This is a genomic window from Paenibacillus sp. FSL H3-0469 (assembly GCF_038051945.1).
Classification (GTDB): Bacteria; Bacillota; Bacilli; order Paenibacillales; family Paenibacillaceae; genus Paenibacillus_AQ.
The window spans coordinates 6,851,546-6,868,784 of sequence record NZ_CP150302.1; the positions used below are offsets into that span (position 1 = coordinate 6,851,546).

Genomic DNA, 17,239 nt, shown 5'->3' on the forward strand with positions numbered 1-17,239 from the left:
AACATCATGTTAAAACGATTCATGGCATTATCTGCGAGTCTGCTGCTGGTGGGCGGACTGCTGGCCGGCTGCGGCGGTAATAACACTAATAATGCCGCTAACAACACGGGTGGAACAGCCGGAGCCGGCAATACACCAACGGATTCCGCCAAGCCCGTCACCATTAATATGTTCACCGCCTCTCCCGAATACACAGATGCCTTCAATGCTTATATTGCGGAATACAAGAAGGTGAAGCCGAACGTTACGATCAATCTGGAAATCATGCAGGCAGACTACAATACAGTGCTGAAATCCAAAATTGCCGCCGGCAGCACACCGGATGTGTTCCAGACCACGGCGGGCGGGGATATCGATACTTTTGCCGAATACAGCGCTGACTTGACCAATGAGCCGCTGGCCGCAGCGATGACGGATGCCGTCCGCTCCAACATGAGCTCTACCGACGGCAAAGTCCTCGGACTGCCGGTGAAGGGCAACCTGTTCGTCCTGATGTACAACAAAAAGCTGCTGGCGGATGCCGGCATCACCGAAGTGCCTAAGACAACTGCTGAAATGGATGATGCGATCACCAAGCTTGAAGCCAAGGGCATCACACCCTTCGCCAACGCCTACAAAGAGTGGTGGGTATGGAAGCATATCTTCCAGCACTTCGTAGACGCCGCAGCGACCGATGCCGGAACGGATGCCAAGACGCTCGTAGCGGACTTCATTGCCGGGAAGACGACCTTCAAGGATCATCCGGTGCTGAATGACAACTTCTTCAGCTTCATTGATACAACGGTTAAGCACGGAACAGACAAGCCGCTTGAACGCGACAGCAATGCTGAGGTCAGTGATTTTGCCCTGGGCAAAACAGCCTTCATGACCGGCAAAGGCGCGTGGGATGAAGAAGCGATTAAGAAAATCACCCCTGACTTTGACCTCGGCATCGCCGGATACCCTGTCAGTGACAAACCGGAGCAATCCCAGATTATCACCGGTGCTGACCAGGCACTGCGGATCAATAAGGATTCTGCGGTAGCCGCGGAAACGATTGAGTTCTTCAACTGGCTGTATACTTCCGATTACGGGAAGAGCTGGTTCTCTAACGTAGCGAAGGTCATTCCTCCAATCAAGGATGCTCCGATGCCTGACCTGCAAATGCCTAAGGAAATGGAAGAAATCCTGAAGACGGAGAAATCCGGCGACCTGTCGGTGAACTACTCCCTGGATACGTTCCACCAGAAATTCGGTGAGCTGATGCAGGCTTATATCGGCGGCAGCAAGACGAAGGATCAGGCAATTGATGAAATTCAGAAGGCTTGGATTCAATTCGGGTCTGCGGAATAAAAATAAGGTTTAATGATGGCCTCTGAGGATTGCTGAGAGGCCATCTTTCTATGTAACGCGGATTTTTAGGCGGGGCGGGGGTGTAAGTGGCTGGACGTAACTGCATGAGCTTTGGATTTCCGGCCGCTGTTATGTTTGGATTTCCCGATTTAAACTGCTCGCCGCAGTAGAAATCCAAACAGCCTATGCTTCCGAAGCGAGCTTTCCTGCGGAAAGCTTTCAGGCGGTCGCTACCGCTCCTCCAATTCCAAACCTCCCTCCGTTACTTCGCCACTTACACGAGCACCACAGGAAATCAGCAGTTACGAATAGAAGAGATGGCCTCCTAATCAGGGGAGGCAGAAAACCAAGAACCCAAGAACCCAAGAACCCAAGAAACCAAGAAAAACATCCTTTATAAGGGAGGCCAAATCAGACATGGACAGCAGGCTCATAAACATAGCCGAGAACGGGCTTTATCTTACGATTGAAATTACCGGGGAGCTGGATGTGCGGCTGCTGCATTTTGGTGCAGCGCCGCTGGAAGCTGGGAGCATTGAAGCGAAGCATAAGGCAAGCTTCCGGTTGCTGGAGCTCCAGCTGTCGGGGGAAGACCGGGCGGAATATCACGGGCGGACGCACCGCGCGTCCTATCCCGGGTTACGGATGGTGTATAGCGGGCATAGGGACACGGTGAATCCGCTGGGACGGAAGCTGGAGCTTACGCTGGCTGACCCGCTGACGTGTGTGAAGGCAGTACAGCATTATCAGTTCTATACCGGTGTGCAGATTGTCCGTTCCTGGACAGTGGTGAGTAATGAAGGCGATGAGGAAGCGGCTGTGGAGTATATCTCTTCATTTGCACTCACCGGAGTGGACAAAGAGGGCAACGGCGACCGTAATGACAAGATTGAAGTGAGTATTGCTCACAGCGGGTGGCAGAGTGAGCTGCAATGGAAAAGCTACAGCCTGCCAGAGCTGGGTATGTCCCATCTCGCTGACCGTGGCTCGAAGCGGATTGCCGCCAGCAATACCGGGTCCTGGTCAGCGGCGGAGCTGCTGCCAATGGCTGTGCTGCGCAACCAGGAGAGCGGGAGCAGCCTGTTCTGGCAGATTGAACATAACGGCTCCTGGCATTGGGAGCTGACGGATCAGGCAGATCAGCTTACACTGCTGGTCAGCGGACCTACGGAACATGACAACCACTGGTGGCTGAAGCTTGCTCCCGGCCAAGCATTCACCTCTGTGCCGGTGGCCGCAGGTGTAGTAGAGGGCGGATTCGGAGAGGCGGCAGAGCAGCTCACTGCATACCGGCGGCTGATCCGCAGACCGAATGAGGATAATGAGCTGCTGCGGGTGATTTTCAACGACTACATGAATTGCCTGTGGGGAAGCCCGACCACGGAGAAGCTGCTGCCGCTGATTGATGCTGCTGCCGAAGTCGGCTGTGAATATTTCTGCATCGACGCAGGCTGGTATGCTCCCGGTGAATGGTGGGATGGGGTCGGGGAGTGGGAGCCTTCGGCTGAGCGCTTCCCGCAAGGCATCAAGTATGTGCTTGATGTGATCCGCAGCAAGGGGATGATTCCGGGTCTGTGGCTGGAGCTGGAGGTGATGGGCATCAACAGTCCGAAGCTTGCGGAGACTGACGACAGCTGGTTCTTCATGCGCCATGGCAAGCGGGTCAAGGACCGCAGCCGCTATCAGCTCGATTACCGTAATCCGGCGGTCATCAGGCATGCCGACAGCGTGATTGCCAGGCTAGTCGAGGAATACGGCGTCGGATACATCAAAATGGACTATAACATCAATGCAGGCATTGGTACGGAGACCGATGCAGACAGCTTCGGGGATGGTCTATTGCAGCATAACCGCGCTTATCTGGCCTGGCTGGACAGCATCTTCGCCCGTTATCCGCAGCTCGTCATCGAGAACTGCTCCAGCGGCGGGATGCGGATGGATTACGCCATGCTCAGCCGCCACAGCATTCAGTCCACCAGTGACCAGGAGGATTATGTGAAGTATGCTGCCATTGCCGCAGGCTCTCCGGCTGCACTGACTCCCGAGCAATCGGCGGTCTGGTCTTATCCACTGCGCGAAGGTGACGATGAAGAGGTCATTTTCAATATGGTCAACTCGCTGCTGCTTCGCGTTCACCAGAGCGGCCATCTGGCCGAGCTTACGCCAAGGCGCCGCGCGCTGGTGAAGGAGGCGCTGGATTATTACAAGTCTATCCGCGCCCACATTCCGCAAGCCTTCGCCTTCTGGCCGCTCGGTCTGCCTGATAGTGGAGGCGAATGGGTCAGCTTCGGGCTGCGTCATGGAGACATCCGCTATATCGCTGTATGGCGGATTGCAGGAGAAACGGCAGCGGTCAAGCTGCCTGTTCCTGAGCTGAGGGGGTGCGACGCGGAAGCACGATGTGCATATCCTGAGGTGCACGGGTCGCAGTGGAGCTGGGACGCTATGGAAGGCAGCTTGACCGTTACCTTGCCCGCTGGCAAGACTGCGAGGCTCTTCGAGCTTCGTTCGCAGGGCCCGCTTCGCCCACCAACAAGAGACTGAACAGCTGATACGGGATACGGGGGTAGTTGCATACAAAAAGGGGTATTTCTGCACCGGAGAATGGCTGCTGAAATACCTTTTTTTGAAATATAAAAATTTATATGTTTCACGCTATAACTTATCCTTCTATTTCTCGCTGAAACGGTACCGTCCTTAAAAAAGGACGGCAAAGCCGTTTCCACTTGCTACTTGATGAAGCTTAGGCTTTTCAGCAGCAGACGGCTTGTGTAATAAAAGGACAAGAGAAGGAGGAACGCGAGAACCAGGCTGAAGGGCAAGCTGAGAAAGACCGGGACCGAATAGGAAGGGGGCAGATTCATCCCTATGGCACTGACTCTGAAGGTCCGCAGTAAGCCTGCGATTGGAGCGATGATGGCACAGATGAAGCTCCCGGCCGTCCAGACGCCCAGTACGGGCAATGCAAAGAGGATGACGACCCCTTTTGCCAGATAGTTCAGCAGGTTGGGCATTGCATCAGAGGAAGAAGATTTCATGTCGTGTACCTCCATCGTTATGTATTCATCTGAATAATCTTGCCTATCTGTGAAAGGGGATGAATGGTCAGCGTCTCCAGGTAACGGATCTCCCGGATGGAGCATCCCGGTCCGAGTGTAACATTCTGTCCGCACACAAGGTCTGCCTGCGTCCGGTACAAGGTGAGGTCAGCCCCTTCAATGACCTCGCAGCGCAGCTTGCGGAAAGGGCTCAGCGGAACAGGGAGCAGCCTGGAGGAGGGGGACACGATAATATCACCTTCAGAGGTCATATGTCTGATCTTGCACAAGGCCCCCAGCTTGATGCGGATGGTGCCGATGCAGGACAAGCGGTCTATACGTACGCAGCCCTCAGCCTTGAATTCTTCTGCGGCAGCCTCACCGGTAACAGCCAGGTATCCGTTGGACGTGATGCTCACGCCCCTGAGTTCAGGAACACGCAGACTTCCGAAGCTGCTCAGCTCCTGTGTATTGCAAGATAACCCTATGGAGCATTCTCCTCTAAGCCGCAGGCGCGCTGTGGTCAAGCTCCCGCTGACATGCAGGTGTCCCAGCACCTCCACATGGGAGGCGTTCATATCCCCCCGGCAGATCCGGGAGCCGTTGATTTTAAGAGGTTTATTGGATTCAGGTGTCGGGTTCAGTGCAGACATAGGTTCATTCACCGCCGTTTAAAGTATTTTAGTAACTATAATATATATTAAATGAAATATATAATCAATATATGTTCTTGACAAGTGGAAACGGCTTTGCCGTCCTTTCAAAGGACGGTACCGTTTCAGCGAGAAATAGAAGGATAAGTTATCGTGTGCAACATATAATTTCTTATATTTACAAAAAAACTGCACTTCCCTAAGGGAAATGCAGTCTGTCCGTAAAGTATAGCCGTCGGTGCTACTCTAACATTCCGCCCACCAGCTCATCAATTCTCTGGAGGACCGCCGAAATTTTGTCGAGGTCAGTGAGTGCAAAGGTGTCGAACAGAGAAAGGATGTGCTGCTTGCCTGATCCGGTGAGAACAATATTGACGACTCTGCGGTCTTCCTTCGTACGTACTCTCTCGATGTATCCCAGATCCTCCAGCTTATCGCACATGAACGAAGCGGCTCCCGGCGTAATGACTAGCCGCTCTGAGATATCCGTAATATTAAGGGAGCCGGTGAGCTGCAGCAGGAACAGCAGCATGATCTGATTCTGCGAGAGTGACCCTTTTTTCGTAATCCGGTCTATGAACGCCTGTGACTTCTGCTGCACGCTGGCCATATGCTCCATGACGGTATAGACGGCTTGCTCTTTCTCAGCTTCTTTGCTCATGGAAACACTCCAATATAGTATATTACGTAAAATATATAGATTGTATATCTTTCTTGTCAAGTAAAGGAAGAGCATAGTTCCAAAGGAGCAGCCGTAAGCTAAGAGGAGAACCGCATCAGCCATGCCCCCGCAGAATATCGGGCAAAAATTGAATGAAAAGAATAAAATGGATATAAAACGGTTTCGGTTATAGATTTGTCGAAAAAACTCTAAACTTTGTCGAATTTTTTGTCGATAAATATCAAAAGATGTAGAAATAAAATTGACAGGAAAGAAATAGCACTTTACAATGCAATTATAGAGTAATCATTTCTACTTATTAGAAGCTTTGATAGCTTTTAACACGCAATGATGATCCAAGTGTTATTTCAAGGGAGGATGCATAATGATGAAAGCAACTGGCATAGTAAGAAAAGTAGATGAACTGGGACGTATTGTGATTCCGATTGAGCTGCGCAGAACAATGGGAATTGACATAAAGGATCCGCTCGAAATTTTTGTGGACGGCGAAAAGATCATTCTCAGAAAATATGAACCTACTTGCATCTTCTCCGGAAGCTCCGAGAACCTGATCAATTTCAAGGGTAAAATGGTCAGCAAAGATGTTCTTGATGAACTGATCTCAAGCTTCGACAACGTATAAGTTAAGGCTCTGAGGCAGTATGCAGTATGAACAGAAGGGATCGCAGTGTAAGCACTCCATGTGTTTGCACTGTGGTCCCTTTTTGTAATTAGGGGTTCGTAGACAACATCTGCTGCTTCCTATATCATTAGGGCGTGTGACCGAAGAACAATGAGAAGGGATGATTCACCTCATGAGCAACGAAGAACAGACACAGGCGGGGAACAGACCGCTGCCGAAATTAAACCAGCCGGAAGCCATCGTGTTTGATATGGATGGTACGCTGTTCCAGACAGAAAGCCTGTTATTGCCCGCCTATCATAAAATGTTTGATATTCTGCGGGAAGAAGGCCTGCATTCCGGCCCGACTCCGCCGGAGGAGCGCATCCTCGGCAGTCTTGGCATGCTGCTGGCGGATATCTGGAAGAACGTAATGCCGGAAGCGGATGAGGCGGTGCACCGCCGGGCGGATGAGCTGCTCCTGCAGCTGGAGATTGAGGGGCTGGAAGCCGGAGGGACGGTCCTGTACCCTAAGGTAGTTGAGACGCTGCGTGCCCTGCACGCGCGCGGAGTGAAGCTGTTCGTCGCCAGCAACGGGCTGGAGGATTATATTCATAGCATCGTAGTCGTGCATGAGCTGAAGGACCTGTTCGAGGGGCTGTACAGCGCAGGCGGCTCGGGCACGGCAACCAAGACCGAGCTGCTCGGCCTTCTGCTGGACAATCACAAGATCGGCAGCGCCTGGATGGTCGGGGACCGTTCTTCGGATGTCCAGGCGGGCAAGGGCAATGGACAGACCGTTATCGGTTGCGCCTATGCCGGCTTCGGGCGGCAGGATGAGCTGAAGGGCTCGGATGTCATTATCTCATCGTTCGATGAACTGATTGAGCTGTACGATAACAGTACCGCACAAGACCTGTAATCAGGTAGGCCAGTAATGTAATCTTTATATACCAGGCAAGCAGAACCGGGTGTCCTTTTCGCCTTTTTTTGGCGTGGTGGGCATCCGGTTTGATGGCTTAAGCAGAGGGTACGGATAAATCTCGAAATTTCATACCTTTTCTCGAATGGGGACCGTTTCTTTGCCGGTGCTCAAATTTTATACTGGTACTGTAAGCGTTTTACAAGGAGTGAAGCTGAGAAGCTTGGCGGAGCGGGTATGGTGGCCGGAATGCTGGATTTGGAGGGGATAGTGTTGCACAAGCTGTTTCTGGTGGAGGATGAAGCTCTGATCCGTTCGGGCCTTAAGCATTTGATTGAGAAGGTCATCGGCGGCTATCAGGTGGTGGGGGAGGCTGAGAACGGAAGGCTTGCGCTGGAGGCGCTCAAAAGCGTGAAGCCGGATGTTCTGATCACCGATATCCGGATGAATGAAATGAACGGCCTGGAGATGATCCGGCGGGTCCGTGACCAGTACCCTGAACTATATATCCTGATTCTGAGCGGATATGCCGACTTCGAATATGCAAAGCAGGCGATTAAATACGGCATCAGCGATTATCTGCTGAAGCCGGTGGACCGCACGGAGCTGGCTCAGGCCCTGGGGGAGTTCAAGCGCAAGCACGGAACCGGGGGCGGGCTGCCGGGCCAGCCGGAGGAGGGCGAAGCGGAGCAGAAAGGCAGACTGTTGATCCGTAAAGTGAAGGAACTGGTCGCACTGCGGCTGGATCAGGAAATATCACTTCAATATATGGCCGAGCAGGTGCATCTGAATCACCAGTACCTGTCGGTGCTGTTCAAGTCGGAGACCGGCCAGAACTTCACGGATTACGTCTTACAGTGCCGGATGAAGCGGGCCAAGCAGCTGCTTAAGGAGACGAATCTCAAAATCTATGAGGTCGCCAAATTATCCGGCTACCTAAGCTCGAAGCATTTCATGGCAGTATTCAAGGACCATACCGGCTGCACCCCAACGCAATACAGGGAGCAGCAGTAATGTAACCGTTCACTTTAGAGGAAGAAGGAGGAGCAAAGATGCGGAAATATGAAGTGGTTGTGGCGGGAGGCGGAGTTTCCGGCTCCGTGGCGGCCATCGCGGCTGCAAGAGCAGGCGCCCGGACGCTGATCATTGAGGCAGGGGGCTTCCTCGGCGGAACGCTGACCGCTGCGGGTGTGGGGCCGATGATGACCTTTCACGCGGGGGATAAGCAGGCTATCCGGGGAATTACCGATGAGCTGATTCAGCGGCTCCGGGCGCTCGGCAAATCGCCGGGGCATATCCAGGATGCAACGAATTACACCTATTCGGTGACACCGTTCGATGCCGAAGCAATGAAATACGAGCTGGATCTGATGCTGCAGGAGAGCGGAGGCGAGGTGCTGTATCATACGATGCTGGCCGGTGCTGAAGTATCCGGCAGACGCATTACATCGCTTACCTTGTGCAATAAAGCCGGGCTTAGCAGGATCACGGCGGATGTGTTCATTGATGCTACGGGGGATGGCGATCTGGCGGCCTGGTCCGGCGTCCCATTCACCAAGGGGCGCGAATCCGACGAGCAGTCGCAGCCGATGACTCTGAAGATGAAGATGAGAGGAGTGGACACGGAGAAAATCAAGGCTTATATCCGTGAGCACCGCGAGGATTTTCCGCGCATGAATCTGGATATCACGGTGATGGACTCTGCGGCCAGACTCTCTGTCGTCGGCTTCGACAAGCAGTTCCGTGAAGCGAAGGCGCGCGGCGAGATCAGCATTCCGAGAGAGGATGTGCTATTCTTCGAGACGAGCAATCCCGGTGAGATTATCATGAATACTACGCGGATTCTCGGCAAGGACAGCACAGACCCGTGGAGCCTCAGCGAGGCCGAGGTAGAGGGCCGCAAGCAGTGCCGCGAGCTGGAGATTTTTCTGAAAAAATATATTCCCGGGTTCGAAGATTCCGTGGTGGTCTCCACCGGCCCGTCCATCGGCGTTCGCGGCTCCCGCCAGATCAAGGGCGTGTATACACTGACCGCACAGGATATTCTGTCGGTGAAGCCCTTCGAGGATGTGATCGCCCATTCCGGGTATCCGATTGATATTCACAGTCCGGACGGCGAGGGAACGGCAACGGATCATCTGGAGTGGGGGGCAATGTACGGCATCCCTTACCGCTGCCTGGTCACAAATGAAATCGACAATCTGGTTATGGTTGGCAGATGCCTCTCGGCCACGTTTGAAGCCCAGGCGGCCGTGCGGACGACACCGACAGTAGGCGCAATCGGGCAAGCGGGTGGTACAGCAGCGGCGCTGGCGGTCCGTGCAGGAGTTCCTGTGCAGCAGGTCGATGTTAAGAGCGTGCAGGAGACACTTATAGCGCACGGCGCTTATCTGGAAGTATAACGGGCGGCGCGCCATAACTGTAATATGTGCATCTGTACCTCACAAACGTTCAATAAACTTGGAATTAATTCTTATAACAACGTAAATTCAACAAAATATTAGGAGGAATTGGTTTGGAAACCATGCAAATTATCGGGATTTTACTTGTATTCATTGTGTTTGTGGGTCTGATGATGACCCGCAAGCTGACCACGCTGCTCGCGCTGCCGATGATGGCGATTCTGCTGGCGGCGATTGCAGGCATCCCGCTTCTGTCTGACAACCCGGATACCTTCACCATCACGAAGGGAGTGCTCGCCGGCGGGGCCATGAAGCTGTCCACCGCGATTGCCGGACTGATCTTCGGCGCCTGGTTCGGGCAGATCCTCAGCAAGGTCGGCATCACCAAGACCATTATCCGCAAGGCGGCTGAGCTGGCGGGTGATAAGCCGCTGGCGATTGCCATTATCTTTTTCCTCGCGGCCTCTGTTATCTTCTCTGCTGCCAACGGTCTGGGTATGGTCATTCTGGTCGGAACAATCGCGATTCCCATCATGCTGACGGCTGGGCTGAAGCCCTTTGTAAGCGGCCTGGTGGTGCTGCTGGCCAATGCGGTCGGCGTGGTGTTCAATGTCTCTACGTGGGCCATTTATACTGATGTGCTTAAGGTGCCGACGAACACCATTGCTTCCTATTCCCTCGTCTGTGCCGTTCCGCTGATTGTCATTGCTTTGATTATGATCGTCTACTATACCCGCAAAGACGGCAAAGTCCGCCGTGCCTGGGCGATGCCGCTCAAGCCGGAATTTCAGGCCCAGGACAGCAAGAACGTAAGAGCGATTGCGCTGATCAGCCCGCTTGTTCCGGTACTGCTGGTCTTTTTCCTGAAGGTAGATATTGTGTCTGCGGTGTTCATGGGGGCGCTGGTCACCCTGCTGCTTGCCACACCTAAGCGTCCATTCCATGTGTTGTCGAGTGCGCTGGTAGAAGGGATTCAGGATGTAGCCGGTGCGCTCGGCCTGATGATCGGCATCGGGATGCTGCTCAGTGCGGTTACTGCGCCACAGGTGGCCGCGTTAATCCAGCCGCTGATCGAAGGCATCATTCCAACCAGCCCGCTGATGTATATCCTCGTCTTCACGCTGCTGTCTCCGCTGGCAATCTACCGTGGACCGCTTAATGTATGGGGACTGGGCAGCGGTATCGCTGCGTTGATCGTGGCCGGAGGCATGGCGCCTGTTGCTGCGATGCTGGCTCTGCGTATCGTGAGCAATCTGCAGGCGGTCAGCGATCCGACCAACTCGCACAATGTGTGGATCGCCGATTACACCAAGACGGATATTATTGAGACGCTGCGCAAGACGCTGCCATGGATGTTCGTTGCTGTCATGATCTCGATGATTATTGCGGGAATGATCGCTTTTTAGGCAGCGGCAAGGGACAGTAGCGTCTACAGGATATATGCAGATATAAGCTTCACGGAGAGGAGAACCTGCTATGAGCAATAAACAAGTCAGAATCGGCATCGATGTCGGAGGAACCTTCACGGATGCCGTAGCGATAGATAATGAGACCTTCGAGGTGCTGTCCAAGGTCAAAATGCCCACCACGCACCACGATGAACGCGGAGTAGCCAGCGGGATTGTCCAGATTATCCAGCGGATCATGAGCGAGAACGGCATTCTTCCCGGCGATATCAAGTTCATCGCCCACGGCACGACACAGGCCACCAATGCTCTGCTTGAAGGGGACGTTGCCCGTGTCGGCATCGTAGGGATGGGGACGGGGATGGATGCCCGCAGTGCCCGCTCGGAGACCAATGTGGCGGATATCGAATTGGCGGCGGGTAAATACCTGACCACGTATCACAAGTTCATCGATTCCAAAGAACTTACAGCAGCCGCGATAGACGATGCGATTGATCAGCTGCTGGCTCAGGGGGCAGAGGTCATCGTCGCCTCGGAGGCCTACAGCGTCGATGATCCGGCCAATGAGCTGAGAGTGATGGAGGCGGCCCGCAGCCGGGGAGTATATGCTACCGGCGGACATGAGATTTCCCAGCTCTACGGGCTGAAGACCCGGACGCGGACAGCGGTCGTCAATGCCAGCCTGATTCCCAAAATGATGGAGACCGCCAACATGACCGAGCAGGCGGTCAAGGAGGCGGGAATCACCTCCCAGCTGATGATTATGCGCTGCGACGGCGGGGTCATGAGCATCGATGAGGTGCGCAAGCGCCCGATCCTGACCATGCTGTCAGGGCTGGCGGCCGGGGTGGCCGGCGCTCTGATGTATGAGAAGATCTCGGACGGTATTTTCTTCGAGGTCGGGGGCACGAGTGTAGATATCTCCGTAATCAAGAACGGTAAAGTCATGATCGAGAACGCCCAGGTAGGCGGACACAAGACCTATCTGCGTTCGTTGGATGTACGGACACTGGCGGTTGCCGGGGGCAGTATGATCCAGATCGGCGGGGGCAAGATTACGGATGTCGGTCCGCGCAGCGCGCATATTGCAGGACTGGAATACGAATGCTTCACCGGCAGGGAGAATCTGGAGCAGCCGTCTATCGGCCTTGTCCGTCCGCGCGAAGGGGACCCGGATTATGTTACGGTCCGCAGCGCCGGAGGCCATGAATATGCGCTGACCCTGGCGGGAGCGGCGAATCTGCTGAACCATGTGCCGGAGACAGACTATGCCCGCGGGAATATGGAGAGCACACGGATCGCCTGGCAGGCGCTGGGGGCCCATCTCGGCATGTCTGCGGAGGATGCGGCCCGGGCAGCGATGGACATTGCCATCCGCAAGGTAATGGCGGTGGTGAATCAGATGATCAGCGACTATGAGCTGGACACGGGCTTCATTACATTGGTGGGCGGCGGCGGCAGCGGAGCTGTTCTGGTTCCGGCCATGGCGGCGAAGGAGGGCTTCAAGCACCAGATTGCGAACAACGCGCCGTACATCTCCACGATTGGCGTCGGGATGGCGATGGTCCGCGAGCAGATCGAGAAGACGGTAGTGGGTGCCACAGAGCATGACATCAAGCTGATCCGGGCGGAGATTGTGGAGAAAATTGTCCAGTCCGGCGCGAACGAATCCACCGTCGATGTTACGATCGAGATCGATTCCCAGCGCAATATTCTGCGTGCGATTGCCACCGGCTCCACCGAGCTGCGCTCCAAGGATCTGGCCAGCCGCGAGGTGCCGGTGAATGAGCTGATGCTGACGGCAGCGGATGCGCTGGGCCAGCCGGCGGACAAGACGGAGCTGAAGGCAGCCTCCGGCAGATGGTATCTGTTCGAGTCCAGCGAGATCAAGAAGTCGCTGTTCGGGCTGGTGAAGAAGAAGCTAAGCCATGTCAGCGTGCTGGACCGCGAGGGGGTGGTGCGCTTCAAGAAGACGAATGCGTATCATCTGGCTTTTCTGAAGAAGAATATGGCTGACCGGTTCGCTTCGTTCCTGGAGGAGAATACGATCTATTCGGACGCCAATGCTACGATCCCGAAGACGTTCATCTTCTATAAGGAAAAAATGCTGGATCTGACCGGGATGCAGACTAAGGAGCAGCTGTTCTCCATTCTTGAGGTGGAGACCCAGCTGCTTGAGGACAACAGCGAGCTGCTTGCTGTCGTCTACCAGTAGGAGGTGCACAGGATGATGAAGACAGCGGAACATACGCTTCCGGGCGATGAAGTGCTGGGGTACGCCGAGCTGAAGAACGACCTGCTGTTTCACCGGATACCGTACAGCAAACGGCGATATTATGTGGAGCGCCCGCTTGCGATCGGCAGGGAACAGGCGCTGGCCTTCAAGGCCCGTTACGGCACCGATGTCGGGGCCATCTGCCGGAACCGCGGCATACGTATTGATCTGAATCTGCGAAAGGGCACCATCGGGCAGATCCGCTTCCGCGCCCAGATTGAGCTGTCCGCCAAGGAGCGTGTCATCACGCTGTATCAGTCATCCATGGAGGAGCTGCGGCAATCTGCCGGTGTACTGCTTCCGGGCCATTCCTTCAGCCTGAAGGAGATTACAGACATTCATCTGGCCCATGAGCTGTTCCACGATCTGGAGTTCACGGAGCTGGGGTACACCAACAAGCGGCTGGATGATATCAGCAGCCTCTCCCTGGGTCCGCTGCGCATCCGGTCCAGTGTGACCCGAACCTCGGAGATCGCTGCACATGCCTTCAGCCGCTATCTGCTGGATCTGCCCTGCCTGCCGAATCTGCTGGATTATGCTTATATGATTCACAGCGGCACGCTGACGGCTGCTGAATTCTGGAGACAGACGGAGATATGGGCGGGGGAGCTTGAGCATAGCTGAGCCACAGCTGAACCACAGGCCCTGAGCGGCTGCCCTTCCGCTGGTAAATACACATGGCGAACGGCTCTGACTTCATCCGCAAATTATGCTATGTTGATGTAGGGAATGAGAGTCAGGGAGGCTGCTTCGCATGCTGTTCAGAAAAGGGTCGAATCCAAAATCAATCTATGTGCCGCTGCGCACCAAATTTATTGTCTTATTTTTTCTGCTGATCACGATTCCGTTTCTGATCATCGGTACGATCAGCTACCGGAAATACACCGCCGGCGTCGAACGCAGTACGGTGGAGCTGTCCAATCAGGTGGTGAACCAGATTAATATTAATCTGGAGCGTTATATTAAGGAACTGGACCGCCTTACCCTTACGCCGCTGTACGATGAGGATATGATGCAGATTCTCCGCAAGCACAGGGGCGCAGGCCCGGCCGGCACCTATCTGAGTACGGATGAGACGCTGAAGATGAACCTGTTCATCTCTTCGCTGGCTTTTGACCGGGGGGAGATTGAGAGCATTCTGGTGTTCACCAATGACGGCGGAATTTTCAGTAATCTGGACCAGAGTGTAAGGAAGCGGTGGGACGGCAGCATGGCAGACTGGATGGAGCCTGTGGAACGGGAGGACGGAGGCCTGACCATTCTTCCGCCGCATACCGCAGCTTATTATACTGAGGGGAAGCACGGAATGATCTCGGCAGCCAGGGTGATCCGTGAGCCGTATACTAATGCCAAGCTGGGAATTGTCAAAATAGATCTGACGCCGCGGGGCTTCGGTTCGATTGTATCGACGCTGCGTTCCAGCGGAAGCGGCCTGCTGCAGATTACAGGCAAGGATCAGGTGGTCCTGTACTCTGAAGCAGACAAGCTGCCCGACTCGAGGGAGTCCTATATTACGGCTTCGGCGGAATCCACGTACACGGGACTGAAGGTAACCTCCCTGATTCCGCGCTCACAGCTCCGCGAGGACGCCCGTGAGTTAACCAACTCTACGCTGGTGGTCTCCATTGTGGCCCTGGCGGCGGCGTATGCGGCGGCGATCCTGCTGTCGAACCGGCTGATTAAGCCGATTGCCCATCTTCAGTCGAAGATGAGGCAGGTGAAGCGGGGGTTGTTCCTCGAACGGGCGACGGTGACCACCAGCGATGAAATCGGGCAACTGACCGAAGGGTTCAATACCATGATCGGTGAGATCGACCGTCTGGTCAAAGAGGTGTATGAGACCCGGCTGAAGGAGCGGGAGGCTGAGCTGCAGGCGCTGCAGAGCCAGATTCATCCGCATTTTCTGTACAATACGCTGGAGATGGTGAACATGCTGGCCCTTCAGGGCAATACCCGGGAGCTCTCCGGCGTGGTGACCAGTCTCGGCAAGCTGCTGCGTTATACGGTCGGCCACCGGGAGCAGATGGTGCATGTACTGGATGAAGTGAAATTTGTGGAAGCTTACTCGCGCATTCAGGGTATGCGTCTTGGTGACAAGCTGCAGGTTATGATTCATATCGATTCTTCCTTCGATTATTGTGTGGTCCCGAAGCTGATTCTGCAGCCGCTGATCGAGAATGTTATTGAGCATGCTATGGGGCAGGAGCCGCTGCACCTTATCCTGACCGCTTCTGTGGACGAAGAGGATCTGGTGCTGTCGGTTAAGGATGACGGTCTTGGCATCAGCGGCGCACGGCTGCAGGAGCTTGAACAACAGCTATATGGCAGTCAATCCCGGCCTGCTGCGGATGCTGACCAGGGAGGCTTTGGCCGGATTCAGAAGGGACTCGCGCTGCGTAACGTCCATCAGCGGCTCCGGCTGCTCTACGGAGAGCCTTACGGCCTGAGACTGGATAATACAGCAGAGCGCGGGGTAACGGTCTCGCTGCGGCTGCCGATGAACTGGGAAGCGATGAACGATGCCGTACCCGCAGGGGACAGGCAGGAGGAGGAAGAATGATACGGACAAGGCTGTTAGGGTTTATGGCAGCGCTGTTACTGGTCTCAGGCTGCACACCGGGTGCAGGAGGCGGGGGAGCTGGCGGGACAGACGACAGCGGAAGTGCAGGCCAGGGTACGGCAGCTGTGCAGGAGCGTGTGAAGCTGAAGTTCAGCCTCTGGGGCAATGATGCGCAGAAGGCGATGGTGGAGGGGCTGGTGGATGAATTCGAGCAGCTTCACCCCGGGATCGAGGTGGAGATTATGACGATTCCCTTCGCCGATTATCAGCAGAAGCTGTCGATCATGCTGGCCTCGCGTACCGCGCCGGATGCAGGCTGGCTGGCGGAACGGATGATACCCCAGCTGCTGGAATCAGGTCAGCTGGTGGATATTTCCGCTGAGGTGAAGGAGGACCCTGAATATCATTACGCAGATATCTATCCGTCCACACTCGACATCTTCAAGCGGGAGGACCGGCTGTACGGCATCCCGTTCTCCACGCCTCCGGTGCTGATCTATTACAATAAAGACCTGTTTCTTGAGAAAGGCCTAAAGACGCCAACGGAGCTGTATAAGGAAGGAAAATGGGATTACGATGAATTTCTCAAGGCAGCGCGGAGCCTCACCGATCCGCAGCGCGGCATCTACGGTGTGAAGCTTGTCCGCGACTGGAACAACTGGTCGGATGCACTGCTGCCGCTGTTCTGGTCGCACGGAGCCGAGCTGTTTGACAGCAGCGGCGCGTCGTTTGCGCTGAATTCCCCCGCAGGGAAGGAGGCGCTCCAGCTCTATAGTGACATGATGTTCAAAGACAAGGTGCACCCGCTGCCCGGGGATGAGCTGACCTTCGACAGCGGCCGGATCGGCATGTACACAGACCGCTACAGCTATACCTCGAAGGCCCGTGCGGTCACTGATTTCGCCTGGGATATTGCTCCGATGCCGGCAGGCATCAACGGGACAGGCACCTCGCTGGGCTATGCGGGAGTGTCCGTGTTCGAGACCAGGCATCCGGCGGAAGCCGCGGAGCTCCTGAAGTTCATCACCAGCGCGGAGGCGATGAGCGTGACTGCGCAGTATTTTGTCCCGTCGCGCAAGTCTGTTCTGGAATCCGATGTCTTCCTGCGGGCGGCCTCGGAGCCTTCTGCTGAGAGCATCCAGCTGGCCGTGCTCGACCAGATCGCTACGGCGCGGATCGCGCCCGGCCATAAGAACTGGCAGCAGATTGATACGAAGATCCAGATGCTGCTGGACGGTCTATACACGCAAGAGTCCACCGTTGACGAGTTGCTCGGACAAATGGAGCAGGAAGTTACCCCGCTTATGAAATAAGCGGGGTGTTCGTGTGCTTGTCCGGTTCGCCCGTCCAGCCGAAACAACACTGCTT

At 55.0% G+C, this 17,239-nt stretch carries 14 protein-coding genes; 11 read left to right on the forward strand and 3 right to left on the reverse strand.

Annotation, left to right across the window (positions count from 1 at the left end):
- The first annotated feature begins 6 nt into the window (after positions 1-6).
- Positions 7-1,332, forward strand: coding sequence for a sugar ABC transporter substrate-binding protein (locus NSS83_RS29730; protein WP_341187915.1), 1,326 nt, complete (start codon positions 7-9; stop codon positions 1,330-1,332).
- 417 nt (positions 1,333-1,749) lie between these two features.
- A complete protein-coding gene (locus NSS83_RS29735) occupies positions 1,750-3,876 on the forward strand; it encodes an alpha-galactosidase (RefSeq protein WP_341187916.1) in 2,127 nt (708 codons plus the stop codon).
- Between the two features lie 185 nt (positions 3,877-4,061).
- Here NSS83_RS29735 and NSS83_RS29740 read toward each other — a convergent pair whose 3' ends face one another.
- The 3 genes from NSS83_RS29740 to NSS83_RS29750 form a co-directional block, all read right to left on the reverse strand.
- Entirely contained in the window at positions 4,062-4,370 is a 309-nt protein-coding gene (locus tag NSS83_RS29740; RefSeq protein WP_341347055.1) for a hypothetical protein, read from the reverse strand.
- 17 nt (positions 4,371-4,387) lie between these two features.
- A complete protein-coding gene (locus tag NSS83_RS29745; protein ID WP_341187918.1) occupies positions 4,388-5,023 on the reverse strand; it encodes a hypothetical protein in 636 nt (211 codons plus the stop codon).
- A gap of 241 nt (positions 5,024-5,264) precedes the next feature.
- Complete coding sequence (locus tag NSS83_RS29750) at positions 5,265-5,684, reverse strand: MarR family transcriptional regulator (protein ID WP_341187919.1); 420 nt, start codon at positions 5,682-5,684, stop codon at positions 5,265-5,267.
- Between the two features lie 385 nt (positions 5,685-6,069).
- Here NSS83_RS29750 and NSS83_RS29755 point away from each other — a divergent pair, with 385 nt between their 5' ends.
- From NSS83_RS29755 to NSS83_RS29795, 9 genes are all read left to right on the forward strand, one after another.
- The gene (locus tag NSS83_RS29755) at positions 6,070-6,327 is read left to right on the forward strand and encodes an AbrB/MazE/SpoVT family DNA-binding domain-containing protein (RefSeq protein WP_036721536.1); all 258 of its coding nucleotides are present in this window, start codon (positions 6,070-6,072) and stop codon (positions 6,325-6,327) included.
- Positions 6,328-6,499: 172 nt separating this feature from the next.
- Positions 6,500-7,228: an HAD family hydrolase gene (locus NSS83_RS29760; RefSeq protein ID WP_341187920.1), complete on the forward strand. Its 729-nt coding sequence runs from the start codon at positions 6,500-6,502 to the stop codon at positions 7,226-7,228.
- Positions 7,229-7,501: 273 nt separating this feature from the next.
- Positions 7,502-8,242: a response regulator gene (locus NSS83_RS29765; RefSeq protein WP_341187921.1), complete on the forward strand. Its 741-nt coding sequence runs from the start codon at positions 7,502-7,504 to the stop codon at positions 8,240-8,242.
- 38 nt (positions 8,243-8,280) lie between these two features.
- Positions 8,281-9,630 carry an FAD-dependent oxidoreductase gene (locus tag NSS83_RS29770; protein ID WP_341187922.1) on the forward strand — a complete coding sequence of 450 codons (1,350 nt, stop codon included), beginning with the start codon at positions 8,281-8,283 and terminating at the stop codon, positions 9,628-9,630.
- 122 nt (positions 9,631-9,752) lie between these two features.
- Positions 9,753-11,036: a citrate transporter gene (locus NSS83_RS29775; RefSeq protein WP_341348782.1), complete on the forward strand. Its 1,284-nt coding sequence runs from the start codon at positions 9,753-9,755 to the stop codon at positions 11,034-11,036.
- Positions 11,037-11,106: 70 nt separating this feature from the next.
- The gene (locus NSS83_RS29780; RefSeq protein WP_341187923.1) at positions 11,107-13,251 is read left to right on the forward strand and encodes a hydantoinase/oxoprolinase family protein; all 2,145 of its coding nucleotides are present in this window, start codon (positions 11,107-11,109) and stop codon (positions 13,249-13,251) included.
- Between the two features lie 12 nt (positions 13,252-13,263).
- Positions 13,264-13,935 carry a hypothetical protein gene (locus tag NSS83_RS29785; RefSeq protein WP_341187924.1) on the forward strand — a complete coding sequence of 224 codons (672 nt, stop codon included), beginning with the start codon at positions 13,264-13,266 and terminating at the stop codon, positions 13,933-13,935.
- A 130-nt stretch (positions 13,936-14,065) separates the two neighbouring features.
- Complete coding sequence (locus NSS83_RS29790) at positions 14,066-15,871, forward strand: sensor histidine kinase (protein ID WP_341347056.1); 1,806 nt, start codon at positions 14,066-14,068, stop codon at positions 15,869-15,871.
- Positions 15,868-17,184, forward strand: a complete 1,317-nt coding sequence (locus NSS83_RS29795) for a sugar ABC transporter substrate-binding protein (protein WP_341347057.1) — start codon at positions 15,868-15,870, stop codon at positions 17,182-17,184. The genes NSS83_RS29790 and NSS83_RS29795 overlap by 4 nt, the downstream gene beginning before the upstream one ends.
- The last annotated feature ends 55 nt before the right edge of the window (positions 17,185-17,239 follow it).

What these genes read in the sequence shown, in the direction of transcription:
- NSS83_RS29730 (WP_341187915.1), top strand. Translation starts at nt 7, where the DNA reads ATGTTAAAACGATTCATGGCATTATCTGCGAGTCTGCTGCTGGTGGGC.
- NSS83_RS29735 (WP_341187916.1), top strand. Translation starts at nt 1,750, where the DNA reads ATGGACAGCAGGCTCATAAACATAGCCGAGAACGGGCTTTATCTTACG.
- NSS83_RS29740 (WP_341347055.1), bottom strand. Translation starts at nt 4,370, where the DNA reads ATGAAATCTTCTTCCTCTGATGCAATGCCCAACCTGCTGAACTATCTG.
- NSS83_RS29745 (WP_341187918.1), bottom strand. Translation starts at nt 5,023, where the DNA reads ATGTCTGCACTGAACCCGACACCTGAATCCAATAAACCTCTTAAAATC.
- NSS83_RS29750 (WP_341187919.1), bottom strand. Translation starts at nt 5,684, where the DNA reads ATGAGCAAAGAAGCTGAGAAAGAGCAAGCCGTCTATACCGTCATGGAG.
- NSS83_RS29755 (WP_036721536.1), top strand. Translation starts at nt 6,070, where the DNA reads ATGATGAAAGCAACTGGCATAGTAAGAAAAGTAGATGAACTGGGACGT.
- NSS83_RS29760 (WP_341187920.1), top strand. Translation starts at nt 6,500, where the DNA reads ATGAGCAACGAAGAACAGACACAGGCGGGGAACAGACCGCTGCCGAAA.
- NSS83_RS29770 (WP_341187922.1), top strand. Translation starts at nt 8,281, where the DNA reads ATGCGGAAATATGAAGTGGTTGTGGCGGGAGGCGGAGTTTCCGGCTCC.
- NSS83_RS29775 (WP_341348782.1), top strand. Translation starts at nt 9,753, where the DNA reads ATGCAAATTATCGGGATTTTACTTGTATTCATTGTGTTTGTGGGTCTG.
- NSS83_RS29780 (WP_341187923.1), top strand. Translation starts at nt 11,107, where the DNA reads ATGAGCAATAAACAAGTCAGAATCGGCATCGATGTCGGAGGAACCTTC.
- NSS83_RS29785 (WP_341187924.1), top strand. Translation starts at nt 13,264, where the DNA reads ATGATGAAGACAGCGGAACATACGCTTCCGGGCGATGAAGTGCTGGGG.
- NSS83_RS29790 (WP_341347056.1), top strand. Translation starts at nt 14,066, where the DNA reads ATGCTGTTCAGAAAAGGGTCGAATCCAAAATCAATCTATGTGCCGCTG.
- NSS83_RS29795 (WP_341347057.1), top strand. Translation starts at nt 15,868, where the DNA reads ATGATACGGACAAGGCTGTTAGGGTTTATGGCAGCGCTGTTACTGGTC.